The following is a 25,964-nucleotide window of genomic DNA, read 5'->3' on the forward strand; positions in this document are numbered from 1 at the left end:
CCGCACGTGTACCCGAGCCGCGGCGCCGGACCACGGCGCCGCGGCCGGACATTCCCCAGTCGGACGAAAGGAAGCCTGATCCACGGTGGTCACCGACTCCCCGAACGGCGGCGGGAAACACCGCCGTTCCCCCCAGTCCGAAGGCCCGCTCCCGGGTGAGAGCGCGACCCGCCCCGGCGCCGGCCCCACGCCGTCCGCCGAGCAGGGCGACCTGCCCGGAAACGCCGCGGCACCCGTGTCCGACCCCTCCCCCGACACCGCGTCCGGCGCCGGCGAGGGCTCCGGAGGAGGGTCGGGCAGCGGCTCCGGTACGGGCTCCGGCGGCGGCATGATGCGCTCCAGCGCCATCATGGCCGTGGGCACCATGGCCTCCCGGATCACCGGATTCGCCCGCACCATCGTGCTCGGCGCCGCCATCGGCACTCACCTGCTCGGTGACGCCTACCACACGGCCCACACGATCCCGTTCATCCTCAACGACCTGCTCATCGGCGGGCTGATGGCCAGCGTCATCATCCCGTTCCTGGTCAAGCGGCGTAAGCGCGACGCGGACGGCGGCAAGGCCACCGAGGACCGCCTGTTCACCACCATGGTGCTGGCGCTGTTCCTCCTCACCACGGCCGCGATCCTGGCCGCCGAGTTCCTCATCTGGATGTACGGCTCCCGGTTCACCCCGGTCCAGTTCGAGACCTCGGTCCACCTGGCGCGGTACCTGCTCGCGCAGATCTTCTTCATCGGCCTGAGCGGCCTGCTGAGCGCCATGCTCAACACACGCGGAAGGTTCGGCGCCGCCGTCTGGGCACCCGTGCTGAACAACGTCGTCATCATGAGCGTGGCGGGCGTGTTCCTGTGGGTGGCCGGTCCGGGCCGCACCCCCGAGACCGTCACCGACGGCCAGCTCACCCTGCTGGGCGCGGGCACGGCGGGGGGCATGGCGCTCCAGGCGCTGGTGCTGTTCGTGGCCCTGAGCCGCACCGGCTACCGCTGGCGCCCCCGCGTGGACCTGCGCGGCTCCGGGCTCGGCGAGGCCCTGCGCTCCGCCGGGTGGATGATGCTCTACACCCTCCTCACCCAGGCCGGGCTGTGGATCACCACCAACATCGCCAACGCCGCGAACGTGGCGAGCATCGAGCAGGGACTGGACGTCGGCGCGGGCATCAGCGCCTACAACCTGGCGTACCAGCTCTTCCAGCTGCCGTACGCGATCATCGCGGTCTCCCTCATCACCGTGCTGCTGCCCCGGATGAGCGCACACGCCGACAACCACGACTGGGACGCCGTCCGCTCGGACTTCTCCCGCACCCTGCGCATCTCCGCCTTCGTGCTCGTGCCGACCGCCTTCGCGGTGGCGATGTTCGCCGAACCGCTGTCCGTCCTGGCGTTCGCGCGCGGGTCCATCGCCGTGGACGACGCGACCAGGATCGGGCAGATCCTCGCGGTCATGTCGCTGGGCCTGGTGCCGTTCACCGTGTTCCAGCTGATGCTGCGTGTGTTCTTCGCCATGGGCGACACCCGCACCCCCGCGATGCTCGGCCTGGCCAACCTGGCCGTCCACAGCGGCCTGGCCCTGACGGCCTACCTGGTCCTTCCGCCGAACCTGGTGGTCGTGGGCGTGGCCGCGGGCTTCATGGTCTCGTTCCTGTCGGGTCTGACCATCGCAGGCCTGGTGCTGAGCCGGCGCATCGGGGGTCTTGACGGAAGGCACGTCATTGGCACATTGTTGCGCCTGCACCTGGCCGTCGTTCCGAGCATCGGAGCCGGTCTGGGTGTGCTCTGGGCCTTCGACGCCTACGTCGGCCCCGGTCTGGCCACCTACGTCGGTGCTCCGGTCACCGGGTGCCTCCTCGGAGCACTGCTCTTCCTCGGCTCCGCGCGGCTGCTGCGCGTTCCGGAGCTGAGCGCGGCGGTGGAACTGGTCCGCGGCCGTCTGCGTCGTTGATGCCGTACCGTCCTCCCCGGCCCTGACCCGCCGAGGCTTGAAGCCGCCAGACCGAGAGTAAGGACCGCCCGACGGTGTCCAGCGACCGATCCCAGCACGTGCCCCCGGCGGAGCCCGGACCTCCGGAGGGGCACGATCCCCGTCGGCGGCACATGGTGATGCCCGAGGACGTGCTCGACACCTACGAGCGCGAGGAGCCGGACACCGCTCCGGAGACGGGGCTGAGGACGCTCCGGGACCCGAGCGACATCGGCGACGCGGGCACCGCCGACCGCGCCGGCCTGGAGGACGGCGACGAGATCGGCGGCAGCGCCCACACCGCGCCGGGCAACATCGCCAAGTCCAGCGCGGTCATGGCGCTGGGCACCGTCGTCTCCCGTGTGACGGGCTTCGTGCGCACCATCATCCTGGCGGCGGCGATCGGCACCCAGCTCCTGGGCGACGCCTACCAGACGGCGGGCATGGTCCCGTACATGATCTACGACCTGCTCATCGGCGGGTTGCTGGCGAGCGTGTTCGTGCCGTTCCTGGTCAAGCGGCGCAGGCTCGACGCCGACGGCGGGAACGGGATCGAGCAGCGCCTGGTCACGCTGATGCTGCTGGCGCTGTTCGCGCTCACGCTGGTGTCGGTGCTGGTCGCGGAGTGGTTCATCCGGATCTACGCGGGCGGGTTCTCCGGGGCCCAGTACGAGGTCTCGGTCGTCCTGTCCCGCTACCTGGTCACGCAGATCTTCTTCATCGGCGCGAGCGGCCTGGCCAGCGCGATGCTCAACGCGCGCAACAGGTTCGGCGCCCCCATGTGGGCGCCGGTGCTGAACAACCTGGTCATCATCGGCGTCGGGCTGTGGTTCCTGAACCTGGCCGGCCCGGGCCGGACCCCGGAGAGCGTGACCCCCGGCGAGCTGATGCTGCTGGGGCTGGGCACGGCCGCGGGCCAGGTGGTCCAGGCCGCCGTCCTGGTGTGGGCGCTGGCCGCGGCGGGCTTCCGCTGGCGGCCCCGCCTGGACCTTCGGGGCTCGGGCCTGGGAGAGGCGGCCGGCGCCGCCTCGTGGATGATGCTCTACATCGTCGTGGCGCAGCTGGGCGCGCTCGTGTCCACCAACGTGGCCACACGGGCCGGTGCCCGCGCCGCCGAGGCCGGCTTCGACTCCGGCGCGGGTATCGCGGCGTACAAGTTCGCGTCGATGCTGTTCCAGCTGCCGTACGCGGTCATCGCGGTCTCGGTGATCACCGCCCTGCTGCCGCGTATGAGCGAGCACGTCGCGGCGGGGCGCAAGGACCAGGTGCGCAGCGACTTCTCACGCGGCTTCCGGCTGTCGTCGGTGCTGATCGTGCCGGTCTCGGTCGCGATGATCGTCTTCGCGATCCCGTTCTGCGTGCTGATCTACGCACAGGGCAGCACGAGCACGCAGGACGCGGCGGCGATCGGGCGGATCCTCATGGTCTTCTGCCTGATGCTGATCCCGTTCACGCTGTTCCAGCTCCAGATGCGCGTGTTCTACGCACTGGGCGACACCCGGACCCCGGCCCTGGTGTCGGTCCCCTCCGAGATCGCCCACGCCGTCACCGCGGTCGGCCTGCTGTTCCTCATGGAGCCGCAGCACGTCGTGGTGTGGCTGCCGGTGCCCTACGGTCTGTACTACGTCGTCGGGTCCGTCATCATGTGGTGCCTGCTGCACCGGCGGCTGAACGGCCTGGACGGCCGCCGGACCGCGGCCACCCTGTTCAGGCTGTACCTGGCGACCGTCCCGGCGGCGGTCTTCGGGACGGCGATGATCCACCTCTTCCGTGACCTGCCCGGCGACCTCTGGCCGGGCCTGGCATCGATGGCGGCGGGCGGTGCCGCCGGTGCAGTACTGTTCGTGCTCACCGCCAAATTTCTCAATGTGACCGAAGTCACATCATTCCTCGATTTGCTCAAGACACGGCTGCGACGCCGCTGATCACCAGGAACAGACGATGTTGGGTGGTCCTGTGCCGTTACGCCCCGGAAGGTGGACGAGTATCCGATGCCCTCCGAAGATGCTGTTCAGGCGTCCTAGCATGGACAGGCATCGCTTTACCGCTACAGCAATGTTCATCCGAGCTGCCCGAAGGGAGGCTGGGGACAGCAGTCAGGGTCGTCCCCCACGCACGCACCCCGTACCGCTCCGGTCCACAGGCGACCGCGGAGCCCGGGAACGCGCGGAACAACGGCACTGGCACCCGTCACTCCCATCATGAGCACCTTCCTCATCGAACCCGGGGCGAAACTGGCCAACCGCTACCGCCTCGACCAAGTGGTGAGCGAGACCGGTGGCGCCACACGCTGGAAGGCCACCGACGAGACCCTCGCACGGCCCGTCGCGGTGTGGACCTTCACCGAGGGCTTTCCGCGCACGTCCGAGGTCGTGCGCGCCGCCCGGGCGACGAGCCGCGTCCCCGACGCCCGCGTCACGCAGGTCTTCGACGCCGACGACTCCTCCCCCATCCCCTACGTCGTCGAGGAGTGGGTCATCGGCTCCTCCCTCGCCGACCTCCTCGCGCAGGGCCCCATGGAGCCCGAGCGCGCGGCCGGCCTGGTCGCCGAGGCGGCCGAGGCCATCGCCGCCGCGCACGCGGGCGGCCTCCACCACCTGTGCCTGACCCCGAGCAAGCTCATGTGGAGCAGCGGGGGCGCGGTCAAGGTGACCGGCATCGGCGTGGACGCCGCGCTGCTGGGCAACGGTGTCGCCGACCCCGCGGCGACCGACGCCCAGGGCCTGGGCAACCTGCTCTACGCGGCGCTCACCGGGCACTGGCCCGGCGGCCCGCAGAGCGGACTGCCCGCCGCGCCGCAGGGGCCCGCGGGCCCCTACCCTCCGCACCAGATCCGCCAGGGCGTCAACGAGACCCTGGGGACCATCACCACGCGTGCCGCCCTGCCGCAGCTCGCGGGGCAGATGGTGCCCGGACCGCCCATCACCTCCCCCGCCGAGTTCTGCGCGGCCATGGCCGAGGTGCCCCGGCTCATCCCGCTCCCCGTCGCCCCCGCCGAGTCGACCCCGCCGCCCGAACCGGGGACCTCCCGCCGCACCGGTGAGTTCGACAGCACCGGCTCGGGCCCCCGCCGCAGCGCCCGCAACGGCGCGGCGGCTCCGCGCGGCGGCTCCGCCACGCGGAGCGGGGGCGCGCCGCGGAGCGCGGAGCGCCCGGCGCCCTCACGGATGGACCAGAGGGCCGCCCGCAGGCAGCCCTCCGTCCGGAAGATCGTGGTCGGCGCGTTCGCGGTGGTGCTGTTCGTCGCCGTGGTCGCGGGCGCCTGGACCGTCGGGGCGATGATCAGCTCCAACGGTGAGGAGGCTCCCACCGGTGACACGTCCGAGCAGACGCAGGACGAGGGCCCGGAGCTGAGGACGCTGGAGATCACCGGGGCCCAGGGCTTCGACCCGATGCCGGACGGCGACGGCGAGGAGCACCAGGACAGCGCCGGGAAGGCCCACGACGGCGACCCCTCCACCGGTTGGAGCACCCAGGGCTACTGGGACCCGCTGCAGATGCAGAAGGAGGGCGTGGGGCTCCTCCTGGACCTGGGGTCCAGCCAGGAGGTCCGCGAGGTCGTCCTGGAGATGCCCGAACTGGACCACGTCACGGAGATCCGTGTCGGCGACGACGCGTCGGTCAGCGACCAGGACAGCCTGGACGCCAACCTCCCCGCCGTCGCGCAGGAGACGATGAGCGGCTCCACGACCGTCTCCCTGGAGGAGGGCGTGACCGGACAGTACGTGCTCATCTGGTTCACGGAGCTGCCCGAGAACGACGGCGACTGGCGTGGGACCATCAATGAGGTCGAGGTACGCGGCCTCTGACGGACGCCGATGTGTGGGGATATGTGATCAGCGCTGATGGACGCCGTCCAGGAGCTTCCTGACCGGGAGCTGTTGACGAGGCACGCTCAGGGTGACGACCAGGCCTTCGCGGTCCTGGTGCGTCGGCACCGTGAGCGCCTCTGGGCTGTCGCCGTGCGGATGATGGGTGACCCCGAGGAGGCCTCCGACGCGCTCCAGGACGCGTTCCTGTCCGCGTTCCGCGCCGCCGACCGCTTCCGCGGCGAGTCGCAGGTGAGCACGTGGCTGCACCGGATCGTGGTGAACGCGTGCCACGACCGGCTGCGCCGCCGCAAGGTGCGGCCGGCCACCCCCACCGAGGACTCCACCCTGGACGTGATGTCCAACGAGCGGCTCGGCCGCATGGGCGGCGCCCCGGACCACGCCTCGCAGACGGAGGCGCGCATGGACGTGCACGCCGCCCTGGAGCTGCTCCCGCTGGACCAGCGCATGGCGCTGACCCTCGTGGACATGCTCGGCTACCGCGTGGATGAGGCCGCCCGCATCCTGGACGTGGCGTCGGGGACGGTCAAGAGCAGGTGTGCGCGAGGTCGCGCCAAACTTCTGCCCTCACTGGCCCATCTGAGGAACCCTCAGCACCCCGGAGACGTCACAACTGGGAGAGGAGGTGCCAACCCATCGTGACGTCCCATCCAGACGTGGAGGCACTCGCCTTCTTCGCCGAGGAGCTCCTGGAGCCCGACGAGGAACGCACCGTCGCATCCCACATAGACACCTGCGCGACCTGCGCGGCGACCCTGGACGAACTGACCGGGGTCGGCGACGTGCTGGCCGCGGCACCGGCTCCCGAGATGCCTCGGGACGTCGCCGACCTCCTCGACCGGCGCATCGCCGAGGCGGTGCGCGAGCGCAACGCCGAGGGCCCGGCGGAGGCCGGCGCGGACCCGGACGGCGAAGACGCCGCCGGCGGGGTTCCCGTCGCCGGGTCCGCCTCCGGCGGGGCCGCGCCCTCCGGTGCCACGGTGGTCCCCCTCTCGCGCAGGAGGAGGCGCGGACCGGGCTTCATGCCGAGGCTGATGATGGTGGCCGCCGCCGCGGTCGTCATCGGGGGCGGCGGCGCGGCCGTGTTCAACGGCGTGCTCTCCCCGGACCCGGCCTCGGACGAGGCAGGCGTCGCCGCTCCGCTCCAGGAGGACGGAGCGGGGGAGGCCGCTCCGGACACCGCGCAGACCTACACGCCGCAGGTGGTGCGGAGCGGGACCGTCTACACCGAGGCGTCCCTGACCGAGCAGGCCGCCCTGACACTCGACAGGTCCCCCGTGGGGGGCGCGCCCTCCTCCGAGGACGCCGAGCCCATGGCCCCGGTGGAGACCGCGCCCGTCGGCGTGCAGGAGTGCACCGCCTTCCTCGGGGAGGAACTCGGGAGGGGTTTCACCCTGGTGGACGACGCCTCCTACGGCGACGGGGGGTCCCGGGCGTGGGTGCTGTTCGCCCCCCTGGGAGAGCGGTACGAGGTGTACGTGGTCGACCCGCGCTGCGCGCAGGGCGGCGACACGGCGCGGAGCGTCCTCGCCCAGGAGACCGTCCAGGCCCCCTGAGTCCCCCGGGGACCGCCGAGGCGGCGTGTCGACATGTCCCCCTGGCGACCTGTCGGCACACCGTCGCACGTGCGGAGCCCTCCGTCCGCCGCCCCGGAGCGGCCGCGCGCCGTTTGTCGACACGGTGACTCGTCGCCGTGTCGACGTGTCCCCCGCACCCCCTCACCCGCCGGGGCGGACCAGGCCCGTCTCGTAGGCGATCACCACCAGGCCCACCCTGTCGCGGGCACCGAGCTTGGCCAGCACGCGGCCCACGTGGGTGCGGGCGGTCGCCGGGCTCAGGTGGAGTTCGGCGCCGATCTCCTGGTTGGACATGCCCCGGCCGACCAGCGCGAGCACGTCCCGCTCCCGGTCGGTCAGCACGTCCAGGCGTGCCGCCGCCTCCGGGGCGACCGAGGTGTCGGCGAGCCGCTCGATCACCCGGCGGGTGACCCCCGGAGAGAGCAGCGCCTCCCCCGCCGCGACCGTGCGCACCGCCTCCCGGAGCTCTCCCGGACCGGCGTCCTTGAGCAGGAAGCCCGAGGCGCCCAGCCGCAGCGCGGTGAACACGTTGTCGTCCTCGCCGAACGTGGTGAGGACCACCACACGGGGCCGTCGGCCCGTCGACGTGTCGACATGTCCCCCTGACGACCTGTCGGCACGGCGCCCCAGCTCACGGAGTACGGCGAGGCCGTCCATCGCGGGCATCTGGAGGTCGAGCAGGACCACGTCGGGGCGGTACCGGTCGATGTCCGCGAGCGCCTCGCGGCCGTTCCCGGACTCGGCCACCACCCCGATCTCCCCGTCCCGCTCCAGCAGGGCGCGCACACCGGTGCGCACCAGGGGCTGGTCGTCCACGAGCAGGACCCGGATCACCGGTCGCCCTCGAGGGGCAGCCGTGCGTGCACGCCGAACCCGCCCCCGGGCCGGGGTCCGGCCTCCACCGAGCCGCCGACCAGGCGCACCCGCTCGCGCATCCCCGCCAGTCCGCTCCCGGCCGGGGAACCGGCCGCGCCGGCCGTCCCGTCGTCGGTCACCGTCACGTCGAGCGCTCCGTCCTCCTTGGCGAAACCCACCCGCGCCCGGCGGGCGCGTGCGTGGCGCAGCGTGTTGGTGAGCGCCTCCTGGACGATCCGGTAGGCGGTCGCGTCCACCATGCCCGGCACCTCCCCCGGCTCCGGTGCGCCGGACACCGCCACCTCCACCCCGGCCGCGCGGACCGTCTCCACCAGTTCGCCCAGGTGCGCCAGGGACGAGACCCGGCCGTCGCCCGGGTCGGCGTCGCGCAGCGCGCGCACGGTGGCGCGCAGCTCGCGCAGCCCGGCACGGGACGCCTGCGCGACGTGCTCCAGCTCGGCCCGTGCGGCGGGCACGTCCGCGGGGTCGTCGCCGAGGGCCTCGGAGGCCACCGCCGTGTGCAGGGACACCACGGACAGGTGGTGTCCCACGGCGTCGTGCAGGTCCCGGGCGATGCGGGTGCGTTCGATTGCGAGGCGCTCGGCCGCCTCGGACTCGCGCGCCTGCCGGTCCAGGGCGGTGATCCGCGCACGCTGGAGGTCGGACCGGCGGCGCTGCCACTGCACGTGGCCCAGGGCGACGGCGGCGCCCATGACGGCCACGGTGGAGGCCAGCTCGTACCCCAGGAGGTAGGCGGGGTCCTGCCCCTCCCCCAGGCGCGCCGCGGTGGAGATCCCCACCAGGGCGGCCGCCGCGCCAGCGGCCCAGGAGGCGCGGCCCGCCTCCGCCGCCGAGTACAGCGCCGCGGCCACCGGGACGGCCAGGCCGATGGTCGGCAGGTCGAGCACGTAGTTGGCGATGACGAGGGCCGAGGTGGCCGCCAGGACCGCGACCGGCCAGTGGCGGCGGACCAGCATGAGCGCGCCGAGCACGGCGGCCATGCCGTAGCCCAGGGGCAGGTTCCCCCTGTCACTGACGTCGGATCCGACGGCGATCGCCACCACGGCGAAGACGGCGAACCCGAAGAGCGCGTCGACGACGACGCCTTGGCGGTCACTGGGCATGCGGCGATTCTACGGAGCCGGCCTCCGCCGGTCCCGTGACCACGGGACCGCGCCGCTACGCGTTCGGACGTAGGCGGCGGGGGCCGGAGCGCGTAGGGACCGGGGCCCGGCGGTGGACGCGCGGGCGGGGGGCGCTTCCCTAGCGTCGGATGCGTCCCTTCCCGTACTCCCCGCAGAATGACCGCGGGCCCGAACCAGCGAGGTGGCCGTGAATCAACAGCCCGCACCGTCCGAACCGCGCTCCACCGATCCGTTCTCCGACATCCCGTGGTCGCTGGTGCTGGGGCTCGGTGCCCTCGCCCTGCTGCGCCCCCTGCTCAGCATCACCGGCCTCACCGAGGCACTGGACTGGAGCCCCTTCCTCCAACTGGGGACGACCGTCCTCATCACCGTCGCCTGGGTGGCCGCGGTGGTGGTGGCCCGGGCCCCGCGACCGCTGCTCACCCTGGTGTACACGGGGCTGGCCTACGCGGTGTTCTCGACCGTGCTGAGCGCGGTCCTGTCCCCGATCATGCTCGGAGAGCTCCGGGGCCCGGTCACCAACCCGTTCGGGCTCGTCGCCGTGCTGGCCGTGAACGCCCTGTGGGGGCTCGCCGCGGGCGCGGTCGCCCTCGCGGTACGGTCGGCCCTGGGAAGCCGCCAGAGCGGCAACTGAGAGGCCTCTGGGCGGGGCCGACCGGGGAGCGCCCGGGGGTGTCCGGAGAGGGCGGTCCGGGGGTGGCCCTCCATACCCCACCCCCGTAAGCTGGGAGGTGTCCTCTCGGGAATGCCCTGCGCCTACCATCGGTTGTGCTAACCATCTTCCCCTGGGGTCACACCGCGTGGCCAGGGCTGTGACTGTGTGAAGGGCCTAAGCGTGAGTGACGTCCGCAATGTCATCATCATCGGTTCCGGACCGGCGGGTTACACCGCCGCCGTGTACGCCGCCCGTGCCGAGCTGCGTCCCCTGGTGTTCGAGGGCTCCATCACCGCCGGCGGCGCGCTCATGAACACCACCGAGGTCGAGAACTTCCCCGGCTTCCCCGACGGCATCATGGGCCCCGACCTGATGGACCACATGCGCAAGCAGGCCGAGCGGTTCGGCGCCGACCTGGTGCCGGAGGACGTGACCTCCGTCGACCTGGCCAAGCCGGTCAAGGAGGTCGTCGCGGGCGGTGAGACCTTCCTCGCCCACACGGTCATCCTCGCCACCGGCTCCGGCTACCGCGAGCTGGGCGTGCCCGGCGAGAAGGAGCTCTCCGGGCGCGGCACGTCCTGGTGCGCCACCTGCGACGGCTTCTTCTTCCGCGACCAGGACATCGCGGTGGTCGGCGGCGGCGACACGGCCATGGAGGAGGCCCTCTTCCTCACCCGTTTCGCCAAGTCCGTGACCGTGATCCACCGCCGCGGCGAGCTGCGCGCCAGCCGCATCATGGCCGAGCGCGCGCACGCCAACGACAAGATCAGCTTCCTGTGGAACTCGGAGGTCACCGCGGTCCTGGGCGAGGAGCGCGTCACCGGCCTGAGCGTCCTGAACAACCAGACCGGCGAGAGCAGCACCCTGGACGTGACCGGGCTGTTCGTCGCGATCGGCCACGACCCCCGCGTGGAGCTGTTCGACAAGCAGATCGAGCTCGACGAGGAGGGGTACGTGAAGGTGGACTTCCCGTCCACGCGCACCAGCCTCGAAGGCGTCTTCGCCGCGGGCGACGTGGTCGACCACCAGTACCGGCAGGCCATCACCGCCGCGGGAACCGGCTGTGCCGCCTCCCTGGACGCCGAGCGCTACCTCGCCGAGCACGGCAACTGACCAGGGCGGTCCTCCGGGAGGATCCGCCGCCCCCACCCCCCGCCGCACCGGTTTCGTCGAACCAAGGAGAACCATGTCCACTGTCAAGCACGTCACCGACGCCACCTTCAAGGAGGAGGTCCTCGCCAGCGACAAGCCGGTCCTGGTGGACTTCTGGGCCGACTGGTGCGGCCCGTGCAAGCAGATGGCCCCGGTCCTGGACAAGCTGGCCGCCGAGTACGGCGACAAGATCGAGATCGTCAAGCTGAACACCGACCAGAACCCCGAGACGCCGCGCGCGTACAACGTCATGTCCCTGCCGACGATGAACGTCTACAAGGGCGGCGAGGTCGTCAAGCAGCTCATCGGCGCCAAGCCCAAGCGCGTCCTGGAGAAGGAGCTGGCGGACTTCCTGTAACCCGTCCGCCGACACGGCACGAGGCCCCCGGAGGCGATCCGGGGGCCTTTCGTCTTCCTCGCGCCCGGTCCGTCCACAGGGGCGGACTGCCTCTGGCGCCGCGGACGCCGTCCGCGGTTTCCTGGAAACAGGGGGGCTCCCACTCCCGCCGGCACCGGCATGCCCCGCAACCGGAGGAGCCCGGTGTTTCACGTGAAACACCACGGCCCCGGCTCCCCTGCCGACCCGCCCGACGACCATGCGCCAGGAAAGCGAAGTGGCCGTGTTTCACGTGAAACACGGCCACCGGAACATCCGACGGGGGTCAGGAGTCCATCTGCTTGATGATGCGCTCCAGGTCCTCCATCGTCGCGAACTCCACGACGATCTTGCCCTTCCGCTTGCCGATGTCCACCTTCACCGAGGTGTCCAACCGGTCCCCCAGACGCGTCGCCCACTCCTCGACCTGAGGCGGGTTGGCGATCCGCGCCGAGGCACGGCGGGTCTTCTCCTCCCCCGGTTCCTCCCGGAGCGCGACCATCTCCTCCAGGGAGCGGACCGAGATCCCCTCCTGGACCACACGGGCCGCCAGCCGGTCCTGGAGGTCGGCGTCCTCCACCCCCAGCAGCGCACGGGCGTGCCCGGCGCTGAGTACGCCGGCGGCCACACGCGTCTGCACCTTCGGCGTCAGGTTCAGCAGCCGCAGGGTGTTGGTGATGTGCGAACGGGAACGGCCGATCCGCTGGGCCAGCTCCCCGTGGGTGGAGCCGAAGTCGTCCAGCAGCTGCTGGTACGCCGCCGCCTCCTCCAGCGGGTTGAGCTCCTGCCTGTGCAGGTTCTCCAGGAGGGCGTCCCGGAGCAGCTCGTCGTCGCCGGTGCTCCGGACGATCGCGGGGATCCGGTCGAGACCGGCCTCCTTGCTCGCCCGCCACCGGCGCTCGCCCATGATCAGCTCGTACCGGGGGGCGCCCCCGCCCTCCAGCTTACGCACGACGACGGGCTGGAGCAGGCCGACCTCGCTGATCGAGTCCCGCAGTTCCTCCAGGGCCTGGTCGTCGAAGTAGTGCCGGGGCTGGCGGGGGTTGGGGGTGATCGCGCCGAGCTCGACCTCCTCCAGGTACGTCCCGTCCGGCAGGCGCTCCGGCCCCCGCTGCTCCACCGGCTCGGACGCGGGCGCCGCTGGCTCCTCCCGCTCGCTCTCCGGCGGCGCTGGGGCCGCCGGTCCCTGTGGGATGAGCGCACCCAGTCCCTTGCCCAGTCCGCGCCGCTGCTGGCTCACCGGCAACTCCACACTCCTCACACACTCCGCCCGGCGCCGACCGCCGGGGCGTCCCGTCTCAGCCGCTGACAGTCTGCGCCCGGTGGGCGATCTCCCGTGCGGCCTCCAGGTAGGCCACCGCGCCGGTGGACCCCGGGTCGTAGGTCATCACCGACTGGCCGTAGCTGGGTGCCTCCGACACACGAACACTGCGGGGGATCAGCGTCTCCAGGACGGTGCTCCCGAAGTGCGAGCGCACCTCGTCGGCCACCTGCTGCGAGAGCCGGGTCCGGCCGTCGTACATCGTCAGCAGGATGGTACTGATCGCCAGTCCCGGGTTCAGGTGGGACTGGACGAGCTCCACGTTGCGGAGCAGCTGACCCAGCCCCTCCAGGGCGTAGTACTCGCACTGGATCGGAATCATGACCTCGTCGCACGCCACCATCGCGTTGACCGTGAGCAGGCCGAGCGAGGGGGGACAGTCGATGAGGATGTAGTCCAGGTCCGAGGTGTCGTAGGCGGCGAAGGCCCGCTTGAGCCGGGCCTCGCGCGCGACGAGCGAGACCAGTTCGATCTCCGCGCCCGCCAGATCGATGGTGGCCGGAGCGCACCACAGGTTGGGGATGTCCGGCACCGGTTGGGAGAGCTTGCGGATCTCCTCGTCCTCCACCAGGCAGTGGTAGATGGACCGGGTCTGGTTGTCCCGCTCCATGCCGAGCGCCGTGGACGCGTTGCCCTGCGGGTCGAGGTCGACCACGAGGACGCGCTGCCCGTGCATCGCGAGGGCGGCCGCGATGTTGACCGTCGTGGTGGTCTTGCCGACGCCGCCCTTCTGGTTGGCGACGCTGATCACCCGACAGGACTTGGGCCTGGGCCAGGCGTCCTCGTGCCCGCGAACCGCCATGGCCGCCTGGGCGGCACGGGCGAGCGGGGTGTCCGGGACGCCGTAGGAGCCTTGGGATGACGTTTCACGTGAAACATCGAGCAGGTCTCCATAGGCCCCGGGGGATGTTTCACGTGAAACATCGGGGTTGTCGGCTGGATTCTGGGACACGAATGAGTTCACCTCTTCCGTCCGCGTTTCTTCTTGCCGCCCCGCTTCTTCTGTGACCCGGGCGGGGGCGGACCACCGTCGGATGTCACCGTGACGCGAACGACCGTGGTAGCGGGATCGACTTTACCCCGACCCACCCGGATCACATCGCTGACGCTCGGCCGCAGTTTCGAAACGTCTTGCTCCGCGGCGGCCAGTTCGGCCTCCGCCTGCTCCCCCTTGAGCGCCAGCAGACTCCCGCCCTTGCGCAGCAGCGGCAGGGCCCACCCGGCGAGCCGTGGCAGGGGGGCGACCGCGCGAGCGGTCACGAAGTCGGTGTACAGATCGCCGTGGGCCTCCTCGGCCCGCCCGCGCCGCACCTCCACGTTGGGCAGCTCCAGGAGTCCGACCGCCTCGTCGAGGAAGACCGTCCTGCGCAGGAGCGGCTCCAGCAGGACCATCCGGATGTCGGGGCGCAGCAGCCCCAGCACCAGGCCGGGCAGGCCCGCGCCCGAGCCGATGTCCACCACCTCCGCGCCCTCGGGAAGCAGTTCCTCCACGACGGCGCAGTTGATGAGGTGCCGCTCCCACAGGCGGGGGACCTCGCGGGGGCCGATCAGCCCCCGCCGCACCCCGTCGTCGGCGAGCAGTTCGGCGTAGCGCCGCGCCTTCGGCAGGGAGTCGCCGAAGACGGCCTCCGCCTGCGCGGGCGGAGCGGGAGGCGCGGCACCGGGCTCCTCAACGCCCGAGGTCATCGGTCACCACCTGTGCACTCGTACATCATCACTTCCATACTCGGTTCGCTGCGGCATCCCGTACACGACGGCGTACCGGTCGGCGAGGGGAGGGTACGCGGCGGACAACGGTTCCCCGCGCGGGGAAAGGACCCTCCATGATCCTACGCTTGAGGACCACCAGGGTTTCACGTGAAACGTCGTCGGCCCGTCGGCGGACGACTCTCCGCATCCCCTCCCCGCGTTCCCCGCCCCGGAGCACCCGGCACCCGGCACCCGGCACCCAGGAGGGACGCGCGGACACGGTCCCGCGGTGGTGTTTCACGTGAAACGCCACCGCGCCGTCCACGGACACCCCAGCGGGAGCAGTGGCACGCGCCGCCATGGCTCAGGGTGCGATGAGCGCCCTGGAGAGAAGTCGACACAGCCACATGTCGGCTCTTCCGTGCCGGGCCGCCCCGTCACGGAGAGTCCGGAGGGGAGCCCGGCCGCCCCGCCGCGGCAGAACCCTCCCGCACACAGAAGGAGGGGGTGGCGGTGTTTCACGTGAAACACCGCCACCCCCTCCCGGGTGGGCTTCCCTATGAGGCGGGGTGCACCACCACGTAGCGGTGGGGCTCCTCGCCCTCCGACTCGCTGCGCAGGCCCGCGGCGGCCACCGCGTCGTGCACGACCTTGCGCTCGAAGGGGGTCATCGGCTCCAGCGGGTGGGTCTCGCCGGTCTCCTTGACCTTGTTGGCGACCTCGGTCCCCATCTGGAAGAGCACCTTGCGTCGCCCCTCGCGGTAGCCGCCGATGTCCAGCATCAGACGACTGCGCTCACCGGTCGCCCGGTGCACGGCCAGACGGGTCAGCTCCTGGAGCGCCTCCAGGACCTCGCCCCGGTCGCCGATCAGCTCGTCGAGGGTGGCGCCGACGACGGAGACCAGCGCACGGTCGCCCTCGACGTCCATGTCGATGTCACCGTCGAAGTCCGCGATGTCGAGGAGTCCCTCGATGTAGTCCGCAGCGATGTCGCCCTCGTTCTCCAGGGCATCGATGTCGACTCCGGCCTCAGGCGCCTCAGCCACCGCTACTCCACCGCTTTCTTCCTCGCTACTTGCCACAGCGATCCCGTCTCCTCATCCTTCACGCCCTGGCCGTTCGTACGCCTCAGGGGCATTGTCGCCTGCGCACTCGAACATCTCCGCAGCCTGGGTCAAGCGGGGGCGAAGCCCTCAGGAACCGCCGCCGGTGCGCTTGGACCGCGGCTGCTTCTTCGGCTGCTTGCGTTCGATCTTAGGCTGTTCCTTCGGCTCGGGCGTGGATTCGGCCGCCTTCTTTCGGCTGAGCATGCCCTTGGCGGAGCCGTTGGAGGAGGCGTCGCTCCTGGCCTTGTCGCCCTCCTGGCCGGGAGCGGGCTGCCTCCGGTAGAGGAAGTGCTGCTGTCCCATGGTCCAGACGTTGGAGGTGACCCAGTAGAGCAGCACACCGACCGGCATCATGAGCCCGAAGAGCCCGAAGAGGGGCGCCATGTACATCATGATCTTCTGGGTCTGCATCATGGGGTTGTCGGGCATCTGCGAGACGCTGCGCCTCATGCTCTGGCGCATGGTGAGGAACGTCGTCGTACCCATGATCACGCAGGCGAGGGCGATGATGACCTTGGCCATGATCGGGTCGCCGGAACCGAGCGCGGTGAGCTCGTCGGGAGAGCTGTTGAACTGGGCCGCGATGGGCGCCTCGAAGATCAGCGCCGCACGCGCGCTCTCCACCAGCTCCTGGGTGAAGCCGTAGCTCGCGTTGCCCTCGGCCACGCTGCGCAGCACGCTGAAGAGCGCGAAGAAGACCGGCATCTGCAGGAGGAGCGGGAGGCAACCCATGATCGGGTTGGTTCCGCTCTCCTGGTAGAGCTTCATGGACTCCCGCTGCAGGCGCTCCTTGTCGTGCTTGTAGCGCTCCCGGAGCTTCATGATCTTGGGCTGGATGTCCTGCATCTTGCGCTGCGTGTTCATCTGCTTGACGAACAGCGGCACCAGCAGGAGCCGCATCAGCACGGTGAGCAGGACGATCGACAGGCCCCAGGCCCAGCCGCTGTCAGTGTCAAGGCCGATGAAGGTCAGACCCGCGTGGATCTGGACCAAGATCCAGCCGACGATGTTGTAAAGCCAGTCCAGCACCGGCCAACTCCTATTTGCTTCGGTTCAGCTACTGGTCCCCGGGAGCGGTTCCGGTGTGCCCGGCTCCGCCCGCAGACTCCTCGGACTCCTCGTTCCGGTCTCCCCTGCGCGGTGGTACCGGATCGATCCCCCCTGGGTTGAAGGGATGGCAACGGGCGATGCGCCGGATACCCAGCCACAACCCGTACAGGGCCCCGTGCACGCGTAGCGCCTCCACGGCGTACGCGCTGCACGAGGGGTAGAAACGGCAGACCGGGGGGAAGAGCGGGCTGATGAAGCGCTGGTAACCGCGGATCGGCAGGATCAGCACGCGCGCGAACGCCGTCGGTCTGTGCTCGGTCATCGGCCCCACCGTTCTCCGCCCTCGTCCGGACGGCGGTTCCCTGCTGCTTCGCTCCTCGCCGGGCCCGCCGCCGAGGGCCGCGGTCGACCGCGGCCGGGCCGGCGGCGCGACGACGGACCCCGGGGCCGCATCGCCGCGGCGATCGCACTGTCGAGTTGGTCGGCCAGCTCCTCGTACCGCGCGGCGGCGGCGGAGGGTCTGGCGCGCACTACCAGCAGGCTACCGTTTGGCAGAACGGCCAGTCGGGGCCGCATCAGGTGGCGCAGCCTGCGCTGCACGCGCTTGCGCACCACCGCTCCCCCGACCGCCTTGCTCACCACGAACCCGACCCGGGGCGGGTCGGCGTCCACGGCGGTGGGCGATGGTGCGAGGTAGACGACGCCCAGGGCGTCCCGGGACGAGCGCCGTCCCGAGCGCATGACGGAGCCGAACTCGGCGCTGTGGCGCATCCGGTTCCTCGGCGACAGCATCGGCTCTTCCTCCGGGCGTCGGTACTTCTTCCCACGAAAAAGGGACCGGCCGGCGAGAGGCCGGACCGGTCCGAAGAACTTGGGCTGAGCGTGTCCTAGTGGCTCACGGTCAGCGCCGCGCGCCCCTTGCGGCGCCGCGAGGCGATGATGGCGCGACCGGCGCGCGTACGCATGCGCAGCCGGAAGCCGTGGACCTTCGCGCGACGCCGGTTGTTCGGCTGGTACGTACGCTTGCTCACTACTGGCTCCAGGGGCGTGTCAGGAAAGTACTACGACAGACCCCCAGGATATGCGGGGCCTCAGGGTGCGTGAACCGTGGCCGCGTCACCGTGGCATACGGGCGCAGGCAGATCATCGGCATAAGCATAAAGAAGATACGGGCTGGCCCGGTCGGGGTCAAATCGGGCCTGTGTACGACGGTGTCCGGGCCAGGTCCGGACATCGGCCGGCCTCTCGGACCGGGCCAGGGGCGTGTCGCCGGGGGGCGCCCACTGTCCTGTGGACAACTTGCTGTCCACAGGTGTGTGAGGTTTCCCCATCCCCCGGAGTCTGTGGATAACCTCAGCCTGTGGATAACGTGCCCCTCGCGTCGGCCAACGCACCCACAACTCCGGCAACAGGCTTCGTACACACCTTCTGAGCTGCACATTGTGGATAACTCTGCATCGCCGCCGAAGATCTGCCATCCTGTGGACAACCCTGTGGAAAACCTGTGGACAACCTCCAGAAGCTGTGGATACCCGGGGGTAGTCAAAGGCTTGTCCCCTTCCCTGGCAGTGAAGTTATCCACAGGCTCACCACACCCGGCAACGCAGGTTCCACACCGGTTCCCCGCCCCGGCACCACCGTGGGGGGAGGACAATGGGGAGTCGCTCTCCGCGGCTCCCGCGAGCGCACGAACGCCCCCGCACGCGCCTCGGGCCCGCCGCGGCCGCACCGCCCGCCCACTCCGCACTCCGCAGATCCGCACCGAAGGGACAGCACCCATGGCAGGTCACCTTGGCTGACGCACAGGTCAACCTCGCAATGGTCTGGTCCAGCGTGCTGGACGGGATCGACAACGACTCCCTGCCCGCACACCAGCGCGCGTGGCTGCCGCAGACCCGTCCGCTGGGCCTGATCGAGGACACCGCGCTGATCGCGGCGCCCAACGAGTTCACCAAGAAGGTGCTGGAGACACGCCTGTACCCGGCGATCAGCAAGGCGCTGTCCGCGCACCTGGGCCGGGAGATCCGGGTCGCGGTGACGGTCGACCCCACCGCCGTGCCGACCCCGCCGCCCACCCCCGCGCCCCCTTCCTCCTACGGGCACCAGGCCACGCGCGGCGTGGAGGAGCACGCGTCGTCCGCCTTCTCCCCCGTCGTACCGGGTACCGCTCCCTCGTCGAAGGGGTCCCCCGGAACGCCGCAGGACGTGCCCGAGTCCCGGGGCCAGCACGCGCGCCCGGCCGACCGGTCCGTCCCGGAGGCCGGCGGCCCGGACGCCTCGGAGGGCGGTGCCGACCTGCTCGGCCCCCACCCCCAGGAGGCCCCCTCCGGCACCGAGGAGGAGCCGCACACGGTCCGCGACGCGCCCGCACCGTGGGTCCAGCAGACCTTCGCCTCCCCCCAGGAGAGCCCCACCTCGACACCGCTGTGGGAGCAGCCCTCGGCCCTGGAGCGGACCGGGGAGCCGGCCTCGTGGCAGCAGCGGTCCCGGACCTCCCCGGAGTGGGACCGGCCCAACCGGTGGGAGACCCCGAGGGAGGAGGCGCCCGCGTCGGCCTCCGGGCCGGCCGACCCGCCCCAGGAGGAGGCCGCGTCCGGGGAGCCGCACGCGGAGGCGTCCGAGCCCGACGAGCCGCACAGGAGGGGCGGGACCGCCCAGGAGTCCCCCTCCGTGCCCCCCGGCCGCTCACAGGAGGCCCCACCCGGCGAGCACGCGCGCCTGAACCCGAAGTACACCTTCGACACCTTCGTCATAGGCTCCAGCAACCGGTTCGCGCACGCGGCCTCGGTGGCGGCGGCCGAGGCCCCGGCCAAGGCCTACAACCCGCTGTTCATCCACGGCGGCTCCGGGCTGGGCAAGACCCACCTGCTGCACGCCATCGGGCACTACACGCACCGCCTCTACGAGGGGTCGCGGGTGCGGTACGTCAGCTCCGAGGAGTTCACCAACGAGTTCATCAACTCGATCCGGGACGGCAAGGCGGACGGGTTCCGCCGCCGGTACCGGGACATCGACGTGCTCCTGGTGGACGACATCCAGTTCCTGGAGAACAAGGAGCAGACGCAGGAGGAGTTCTTCCACACCTTCAACACGCTGCACAACTCCGACAAGCAGATCGTCATCTCCAGCGACCGGCCCCCCAAGCAGCTGACCACGCTGGAGGACAGGATGCGCAGCCGGTTCGAGTGGGGCCTGCTCACCGACGTGCAGCCCCCCGAACTGGAGACCCGGATCGCCATCCTGCGCAAGAAGGCGGCGCAGGAGGGCCTCGCGGCACCGCCGGAGGTCCTCGAGTTCATCGCGAGCAAGATCTCCACCAACATCCGGGAGCTGGAGGGCGCGCTGATCCGCGTGACCGCGTTCGCCAGCCTGAACCGGCAGTCGGTGGACCTGGACCTGACCAGCCAGGTGCTGCGCGACCTGGTGCCCAGCGCCGAGGTCCCCGAGGTCACGGCAGGGGCGATCATGTCCCAGACGGCCGCCTACTTCGGCCTGACGGTCGAGGACCTGTGCGGGACCTCGCGCTCACGGGTGCTGGTGACCGCCCGGCAGATCGCCATGTACCTGTGCCGCGAGCTGACCGAGCTCTCCCTGCCCAAGATCGGGCAGCAGTTCGGCCGCGACCACACCACGGTGATGCACGCCGACCGCAAGGTCCGCGCGCTGATGGCCGAGCGCCGGTCCATCTACAACCAGGTCCACGAGCTCACCAGCCGGATCAAGGACCAGCCCTCGCTGACCTGACCCCCCTCGTGCACGGACCGGGGCGGCCTCCCGCGGTGGGGGGCCGCCCCGGTCCGTTCCGGGTCCGGGTGCCGCCGCCGGCGGCCTCCTCGGCTCCGCGGCGCTGCCGGGCCCTCGATGCTCCCGGGAACGCGTGTCCTCCGACGCCCCCGCGGCACGCGTGTCCCCCTGTGGACGTGTCGTCCTGTCGACACGTCCACAGGGGGACACGCGTGCCGTCCACAGGTTCTCCCCCGGCCCCGCACCGAGTTATCCACAGGCTTGTGTGCATGAACGCCCGGACCTGGAGGCGTTCGCCGCCCTTGTGGCCGTCCGGGGCCGTTCGTGCCCGGCACGCACCGGATCCCCTGGTTTCCAGGGGTCCTGAGGCCTTGTCGCCCTTCCCACACCCTCCGCCGTGACCAGGCGGGCACGACCGTTCCAACGACCGATGCACACGACGTGGGACGTACCTGTGGACAAACCTGTGCACAGACCCTTTGCCCGGGTTCGGGCGTTCTGTAGAGGGGCTCCGAAAAAAAGTTTGGCGCCTTCTCGCCGAAGTTATCCACAGGAGAGGGGTCAAATCTGTGGACAACCCTGTGGACAACCTGTGGATAAGTGCGTCGAGGCTGTGGGTAACCCACCCCGCGCCTGTGGACGCGAGATCCCGTCATCCGCTGATCCGACCTCAAGCTGCTGTGGACAACCTGGGGAAAACCTGTGGACGAACCTGTGGAGGGAGTGTGGAAAACCTGGGGACCCCTTCGTTCGTCCACAGGCAGGCCAAGTTACGCACAGGGTTACCCACAGGGCCTGTGGACAGAAATCTGCGGCCTGACCTGGGAGAACGGTAGTTATCCACATTATCCACAGGCCCTACTACTACGGCGCACCTTCATTAACCAAGATGTGGCTTCACAACCGCTCCGCGGAAAACCTGTGGATAAACCTCCGAGTCCGGTGCGACGACAGCCCGGTCCCGAGCTGGCAGCGGCGGCGGGTGAATCCGGGTAACGTGTGGTCTCGCCCCTGTCCTCCGCCGCCCGGATCCGGACGGTGACCCCTGAGGGATCCGAGGCGGCTCCTGTGGCACCGACGGTGTTCGCGCACCGGCGCCATCACCGTCCACAGCCCTGTTGACGGAGCCCTCGGCGGGCCCACAGATCCACGAGCTGCAACGTTGAGGCTTCGACCGGTACGCCGGTCGTGCGGAAAGTGAGTCGGAAAGTGAAGTTCCGGGTCGAACGCGACGTACTGGCCGATGCTGTCGCCTGGACCGCGCGCACACTCCCGACGCGCCCCTCGGTCCCGGTGCTCGTCGGCATCCTGCTGGAGGCCGGGGAGTTCGACGGCCGCCAGCAGCTGCGCCTGTCCGGCTTCGACTACGAGGTCTCCACCCAGGCCGCGGTGGACGTCGAGGTCGAGGAGCCGGGCAAGGTCCTGGTCACCGGCAAGCTCCTGGCCGAGATCACCCGCAACCTCCCCGCCCAGCCGGTGGAGCTCTCCACCGAGGGCCCCAAGGTCGTCGTCACCGGCGGCAGCGCCAAGTTCACCCTGACCACCATGCCGGTGGAGGACTACCCCACGCTCCCGGAGATGCCCGGTGTGAGCGGGACCGTCGGCAGCGACGCCTTCGCCGCCGCGGTCAGCCAGGTGGCCGTGGCCGCCGGCCGCGACGACACCCTGCCGATGCTCACCGGCGTGCGCGTCGAGATCGAGGGCGAGACCATCACGCTCGCCTCCACCGACCGCTACCGCCTGGCCGTGCGCGAGCTCACCTGGAAGCCGGAGAACCCCGACCTGTCCGCGGTCGCGCTGGTCCCGGCCAAGACCCTCCACGACACCGCCAGGTCGCTCACCTCGGGCGCCGAGGTCTCGATCGCCCTCTCCGCCGGCGACACCGGCGAGGGCATGATCGGCTTCGAGGGCGGCGGCCGCCGCACCACCACCCGCCTGCTGGACGGCGAGTTCCCCAAGTACCGGACGCTGCTGCCGGACACCTTCAACTCCGTCGCCGAGGTCAGCCGCACCGAGTTCGTCGAGGCCGTCAAGCGCGTCTCGCTGGTCGCCGAGCGCAACACCCCGCTGCGCCTGTCCTTCAGCCAGGGTCAGCTGGTCCTGGAGGCCGGTACCGGTGAGGAGGCCCAGGCGGTCGAGGTCCTGGAGGCCGACCTGGACGGCGACGACATCCAGATCGCCTTCAACTCCGGTTTCCTGCTGGACGGGCTCGGCGCCATCGGCACCGACGTGGCCCGCATGAACTTCACCAGCTCGACCAGGCCGTCGATCCTCACCGGCAAGCCCGCGGATGAGGGTTCCTCTCCCGAGTACCGCTACCTGATCATGCCGGTGCGTCAGCCGGGCTGATCGGCGACCGGTTCGATTGACTGGCACCTGCCGGATCCGGTCCGCGACCCGGGCCGACCGGCGTCCATCCACAGGCGGCGAAGGGGAGCAGCAATGCAGCTCGGAATGATCGGACTCGGCAAGATGGGCGGCAACATGGCCGCCCGCCTGCGGGACAAGGGCCACGAGGTCGTCGGCTACGACGCCTTCTCCGAGGAGCGCGACGTCGACACCCTGGCCGCGCTGGTCGACCGCCTGGCCGCCCCCCGGGTGGTCTGGGTCATGGTCCCCGCGGGCGACCCCACGGCCTCGACCGTCGCGGAGCTGGGCGGCCTCCTGTCCGAGGGCGACCTCGTCATCGAGGGCGGCAACTCCCACTACGCGGACGACCGCGTCCGCGCCGAGGAGCTGGCGGCCAAGGGGATCGGCTACCTCGACGCCGGTGTCAGCGGCGGGGTCTGGGGCCGCGCGAACGGCTACGGCATCATGGTCGGCGGCTCGGAGGAGGACGTCGAGCGGGCCCGTCCCGTCTTCGAGTCCCTGACCCCCGACGAGGGCGGCGGTTTCGTCCACGCCGGCCGGGTCGGTGCGGGTCACTTCGTCAAGATGGTCCACAACGGCATCGAGTACGGCATGATGCAGGCCTTCGGCGAGGGCTACGAGCTCATGGTCGCCTCCGGCCTGGTGGACAACGTCCCCGGCACGTTCGAGAGCTGGCGCGAGGGCACCGTGGTGCGCTCCTGGCTGCTCGACCTGCTCTCGCGGGCCCTGGAGGAGGACCCGGAGCTGTCCCGGCTGCGCGGTTACGCCGAGGACTCCGGTGAGGGCCGCTGGACCGTCCAGGCCGCCGTGGACCACGCCGTCCCGGCACCCGCGATCACCGCCTCGCTCTACGCCCGGTTCGCCTCCCGCCAGGACGACAGCCCGGCCATGAAGGTCGTGGCGGCCCTGCGCAACCAGTTCGGCGGGCACGCCGTGACCAAGGCTGAGGACTCCGACGACGCCTGAGGCGCGCTCCCGACCTCGATCTCCCTCCCGGGGACGAGCCCGACGGGCCGTCCCCGGGCCCCTTCCCCCGCCCGTTTCCGCGCCACCGCCCAGGAGGAAGGCCGGATGTACGTATCCCACCTGCAACTGGCCGACTTCCGGTCCTACGCCGAGGCCCTGCTGGAGCTGGGCCCCGGCGTGAGCGTCTTCGTCGGCGCCAACGGCCAGGGCAAGACCAACCTGGTCGAGGCGATCGGCTACGTGGCCACCCTCGGCAGCCACCGGGTCGCCTCCGACACCCCGCTGGTCCGCCAGGGCGCGCCGCGCGCCATCGTCCGGGCCAAGGTCGTGCGCGACGAGAGGTCCATGGTGGTGGACCTGGAGCTCAACCCCGGGCGCGCCAACCGCGCCCGGATCAACCAGGCGCCCGCCGGGCGCCCGCGCGAGGTCCTGGGGATCCTGCGCACCGTGCTGTTCGCGCCCGAGGACCTCGCCCTGGTCAAGGGCGACCCCGGTGAGCGGCGCCGCTTCCTGGACGACCTGCTGGTGGCGCGAGCCCCCCGGATGGCGGGTGTGCGGTCGGACTACGACCGGGTGCTCAAGCAGCGCAACGCCCTGCTCAAGTCGGCCTCCGCCCAGATGTTCAAGCAGCGTTCGGCGCCCGACCTGAGCACGCTGGAGGTGTGGGGCGACCACCTGGCCGAGACGGGCGCGGAGCTGCTGGCCGCTCGGCTGGAGCTGGTGGAGGAGCTGCGTCCGCGGATCGCCGGGGCCTACGCCGGACTGACCGACTCCGGCGGTCCGGCCGTCCCCCGCTACCGGAGCGGGGCGGTCCCGGAGGGGGTGGAGCCGCCGACCGGCCGTCCACAGCTTGTGGAGACGCTGCGCACCGCCATGGCCGAGGCGCGGGACCGCGAGCTCCAGCGGGGGGTCAGCCTGGTGGGGCCGCACCGCGACGATCTGCACCTGGAGCTGGGCGACCTGCCCGCCAAGGGATACGCGAGCCAGGGCGAGTCCTGGTCGTACGCGCTCTCGCTCAAGCTGGCCGCCTTCGAACTGCTGCGGTCCGACGGTGACGACCCGGTGCTGATCCTGGACGACGTGTTCGCCGAACTCGACACAGAGCGCCGCCGCAGGCTGGCCGAGCGGGTGCGCGACGCCGAGCAGGTCCTGGTGACCGCCGCCGTCCCCGAGGACATCCCCGAGGAGCTGGACGGGGTGCGGTTCGACGTGCACGAGGGAGGCGTCAAGGGTGAGTGAGCGCCATCCACACCCTGTGGACCGCGGTCCGGCGCCGGGCCTCGCGGGCCCCGGCGGGCTCCGTCCACAGCCTGTGGACGGAGCCCGCCGTCTGGACGGGGCGCGCCGCCCCCCCGAGCCCGAGCCGCAGGCTCCGCCGGTCCCCGCTCCTGCGGCCGCGTCCGGGGCGGACCTCGCCCGCCAGGCGCTGGCGCGCGCCAGGGCCGAGGCCAGGGACCGGGGCGCGGTGCCCCGCGGCGCCCCCCGCGCGCGGCGGCGTGGCCGACTGCGGTCACGCAACGAGCCCCAGATGTTCGGCGAGGCCGTGCGTACGTGGCTGATCGAGCACGGCTGGCAGGAGCAGGTGGCCGTCGGAGGAGTGTTCGGCCGCTGGGCCGACATCGTGGGCGACTTCAACGCCGAGCACCTCCGTCCGGAGAGTTATTCGGAGGGCGAGCTGGTCGTGGTGGCCGATTCCCCGACGATGGCGGCTCACGCACGAGCGATGGTGCGTGACCTGATGCGTCGGCTGAACGAGGAACTGGGCGACGGAACGGTGGTGGCCATCAAGGTCCGCGGGCCCGGTTTCCGGCGCCGCTGAGGCCGGTTCCGACGGGGCCGGGCGCCGGGGAACCCGGCCGCCCACGTCCGCGGCCTGTGGATATCCGCAGGTGGGGCCCGTCCGCCCGCGCGGTGAGCGCTCCACGGGGCGGGCGCCGCGCGGCACCGGAGGGTGTCGGCCCTGCTGGTCGCCGCGTGCGCCACTCAACCGCACCGGGACTTGCGCAGAGGGCATCCCGCGTGTAGGGAGTCGTCTCCCTCCCTGAACGTTCGTTGTGAGGCGGCACAGGGCCGCCAATGCCACTTTGTCGTACCGCGCGGGGTATCATGGAGGCGGTTCTTCAGACGCCTGTAGCCGGTACCACGCCCCCAGAAGAGGGTGGGCGGACGGC

Annotated in this window: 23 protein-coding genes; 13 read left to right on the forward strand and 10 right to left on the reverse strand. The window is 71.2% G+C overall.

Going from position 1 to position 25,964, the window contains the following annotated elements; genetic code table 11:
• Nucleotides 1–85: 85 nt before the first annotated feature.
• The 5 genes from murJ (A6A08_RS05305) (at nucleotide 86) to A6A08_RS05325 (ending at nucleotide 7,343) form a co-directional block, all read left to right on the forward strand.
• A complete protein-coding gene (murJ, locus tag A6A08_RS05305; protein ID WP_073701389.1) occupies nucleotides 86–1,939 on the forward strand; it encodes a murein biosynthesis integral membrane protein MurJ in 1,854 nt (617 codons plus the stop codon).
• A gap of 152 nt (nucleotides 1,940–2,091) precedes the next feature.
• Nucleotides 2,092–3,882, forward strand: a complete 1,791-nt coding sequence (gene murJ / locus A6A08_RS05310; protein ID WP_073701390.1) for a murein biosynthesis integral membrane protein MurJ — start codon at nucleotides 2,092–2,094, stop codon at nucleotides 3,880–3,882.
• 276 nt (nucleotides 3,883–4,158) lie between these two features.
• Complete coding sequence (locus A6A08_RS05315) at nucleotides 4,159–5,766, forward strand: protein kinase family protein (RefSeq protein WP_073701391.1); 1,608 nt, start codon at nucleotides 4,159–4,161, stop codon at nucleotides 5,764–5,766.
• A gap of 36 nt (nucleotides 5,767–5,802) precedes the next feature.
• Nucleotides 5,803–6,429, forward strand: coding sequence for an RNA polymerase sigma factor SigM (gene sigM / locus A6A08_RS05320; RefSeq protein WP_073701392.1), 627 nt, complete (start codon nucleotides 5,803–5,805; stop codon nucleotides 6,427–6,429).
• On the forward strand, nucleotides 6,426–7,343 hold the full coding sequence (locus A6A08_RS05325; protein ID WP_242422123.1) for an anti-sigma factor: 918 nt from the start codon (nucleotides 6,426–6,428) through the stop codon (nucleotides 7,341–7,343). Before sigM ends, A6A08_RS05325 begins: the two co-directional genes overlap by 4 nt.
• A 162-nt stretch (nucleotides 7,344–7,505) precedes the next feature.
• Here the strand turns inward: A6A08_RS05325 and A6A08_RS05330 are convergent, their stop codons facing one another.
• Together A6A08_RS05330 and A6A08_RS05335 are read right to left on the reverse strand one after the other, a co-directional pair.
• Nucleotides 7,506–8,198 carry a response regulator transcription factor gene (locus A6A08_RS05330; protein ID WP_073701394.1) on the reverse strand — a complete coding sequence of 231 codons (693 nt, stop codon included), beginning with the start codon at nucleotides 8,196–8,198 and terminating at the stop codon, nucleotides 7,506–7,508.
• Nucleotides 8,195–9,343, reverse strand: a complete 1,149-nt coding sequence (locus tag A6A08_RS05335; protein ID WP_073701395.1) for a sensor histidine kinase — start codon at nucleotides 9,341–9,343, stop codon at nucleotides 8,195–8,197. The genes A6A08_RS05330 and A6A08_RS05335 overlap by 4 nt, the downstream gene beginning before the upstream one ends.
• Nucleotides 9,344–9,551: 208 nt before the next feature.
• On the opposite strand from A6A08_RS05335, the gene A6A08_RS05340 reads away from it, so the two are divergent.
• The 3 genes from A6A08_RS05340 to trxA all read left to right on the forward strand — a co-directional run bounded on the left by A6A08_RS05340 (nucleotide 9,552) and on the right by trxA (nucleotide 11,529).
• Nucleotides 9,552–9,998, forward strand: coding sequence for a hypothetical protein (locus A6A08_RS05340; RefSeq protein ID WP_073701467.1), 447 nt, complete (start codon nucleotides 9,552–9,554; stop codon nucleotides 9,996–9,998).
• Between the two features lie 201 nt (nucleotides 9,999–10,199).
• Complete coding sequence (trxB, locus tag A6A08_RS05345) at nucleotides 10,200–11,132, forward strand: thioredoxin-disulfide reductase (RefSeq protein WP_073701396.1); 933 nt, start codon at nucleotides 10,200–10,202, stop codon at nucleotides 11,130–11,132.
• Between the two features lie 73 nt (nucleotides 11,133–11,205).
• Nucleotides 11,206–11,529, forward strand: coding sequence for a thioredoxin (trxA, locus tag A6A08_RS05350; RefSeq protein WP_073701397.1), 324 nt, complete (start codon nucleotides 11,206–11,208; stop codon nucleotides 11,527–11,529).
• Nucleotides 11,530–11,833: 304 nt separating this feature from the next.
• Here trxA and A6A08_RS05355 read toward each other — a convergent pair whose 3' ends face one another.
• The 8 genes from A6A08_RS05355 to rpmH all read right to left on the reverse strand — a co-directional run bounded on the left by A6A08_RS05355 (nucleotide 11,834) and on the right by rpmH (nucleotide 17,744).
• Nucleotides 11,834–12,787, reverse strand: coding sequence for a ParB/RepB/Spo0J family partition protein (locus A6A08_RS05355; protein WP_073701398.1), 954 nt, complete (start codon nucleotides 12,785–12,787; stop codon nucleotides 11,834–11,836).
• A gap of 58 nt (nucleotides 12,788–12,845) precedes the next feature.
• Nucleotides 12,846–13,670 carry a ParA family protein gene (locus A6A08_RS05360; RefSeq protein ID WP_199866848.1) on the reverse strand — a complete coding sequence of 275 codons (825 nt, stop codon included), beginning with the start codon at nucleotides 13,668–13,670 and terminating at the stop codon, nucleotides 12,846–12,848.
• A gap of 158 nt (nucleotides 13,671–13,828) precedes the next feature.
• Nucleotides 13,829–14,554, reverse strand: a complete 726-nt coding sequence (gene rsmG, locus A6A08_RS05365) for a 16S rRNA (guanine(527)-N(7))-methyltransferase RsmG (RefSeq protein ID WP_073701399.1) — start codon at nucleotides 14,552–14,554, stop codon at nucleotides 13,829–13,831.
• Nucleotides 14,555–15,114: 560 nt separating this feature from the next.
• Nucleotides 15,115–15,603, reverse strand: a complete 489-nt coding sequence (locus A6A08_RS05370; RefSeq protein ID WP_073701400.1) for a R3H domain-containing nucleic acid-binding protein — start codon at nucleotides 15,601–15,603, stop codon at nucleotides 15,115–15,117.
• 147 nt (nucleotides 15,604–15,750) lie between these two features.
• A complete protein-coding gene (gene yidC, locus A6A08_RS05375) occupies nucleotides 15,751–16,692 on the reverse strand; it encodes a membrane protein insertase YidC (protein ID WP_073701401.1) in 942 nt (313 codons plus the stop codon).
• Between the two features lie 28 nt (nucleotides 16,693–16,720).
• Nucleotides 16,721–17,035, reverse strand: coding sequence for a membrane protein insertion efficiency factor YidD (gene yidD, locus A6A08_RS05380; RefSeq protein ID WP_073701469.1), 315 nt, complete (start codon nucleotides 17,033–17,035; stop codon nucleotides 16,721–16,723).
• On the reverse strand, nucleotides 17,032–17,505 hold the full coding sequence (rnpA, locus tag A6A08_RS05385; protein WP_073701402.1) for a ribonuclease P protein component: 474 nt from the start codon (nucleotides 17,503–17,505) through the stop codon (nucleotides 17,032–17,034). The genes yidD and rnpA overlap by 4 nt, the downstream gene beginning before the upstream one ends.
• Nucleotides 17,506–17,600: 95 nt before the next feature.
• Nucleotides 17,601–17,744, reverse strand: coding sequence for a 50S ribosomal protein L34 (gene rpmH, locus A6A08_RS05390; RefSeq protein ID WP_013155858.1), 144 nt, complete (start codon nucleotides 17,742–17,744; stop codon nucleotides 17,601–17,603).
• 787 nt (nucleotides 17,745–18,531) lie between these two features.
• Between rpmH and dnaA the strand changes: the two genes are divergently transcribed.
• The 5 genes from dnaA (at nucleotide 18,532) to A6A08_RS05415 (ending at nucleotide 25,612) form a co-directional block, all read left to right on the forward strand.
• Entirely contained in the window at nucleotides 18,532–20,457 is a 1,926-nt protein-coding gene (dnaA, locus tag A6A08_RS05395; protein ID WP_242422127.1) for a chromosomal replication initiator protein DnaA, read from the forward strand.
• Nucleotides 20,458–21,666: 1,209 nt separating this feature from the next.
• Complete coding sequence (gene dnaN / locus A6A08_RS05400; protein WP_073701404.1) at nucleotides 21,667–22,806, forward strand: DNA polymerase III subunit beta; 1,140 nt, start codon at nucleotides 21,667–21,669, stop codon at nucleotides 22,804–22,806.
• Nucleotides 22,807–22,899: 93 nt separating this feature from the next.
• Entirely contained in the window at nucleotides 22,900–23,793 is an 894-nt protein-coding gene (gene gnd, locus A6A08_RS05405; RefSeq protein ID WP_073701405.1) for a phosphogluconate dehydrogenase (NAD(+)-dependent, decarboxylating), read from the forward strand.
• 105 nt (nucleotides 23,794–23,898) lie between these two features.
• The gene (gene recF / locus A6A08_RS05410; protein ID WP_073701406.1) at nucleotides 23,899–25,032 is read left to right on the forward strand and encodes a DNA replication/repair protein RecF; all 1,134 of its coding nucleotides are present in this window, start codon (nucleotides 23,899–23,901) and stop codon (nucleotides 25,030–25,032) included.
• Between the two features lie 91 nt (nucleotides 25,033–25,123).
• A complete protein-coding gene (locus tag A6A08_RS05415; RefSeq protein WP_378701487.1) occupies nucleotides 25,124–25,612 on the forward strand; it encodes a DUF721 domain-containing protein in 489 nt (162 codons plus the stop codon).
• The last annotated feature ends 352 nt before the right edge of the window (nucleotides 25,613–25,964 follow it).

Origin of the sequence: Nocardiopsis sp. TSRI0078 (assembly GCF_001905145.1) — a bacterium.
Lineage (GTDB): Bacteria > Actinomycetota > Actinomycetes > Streptosporangiales > Streptosporangiaceae > Nocardiopsis.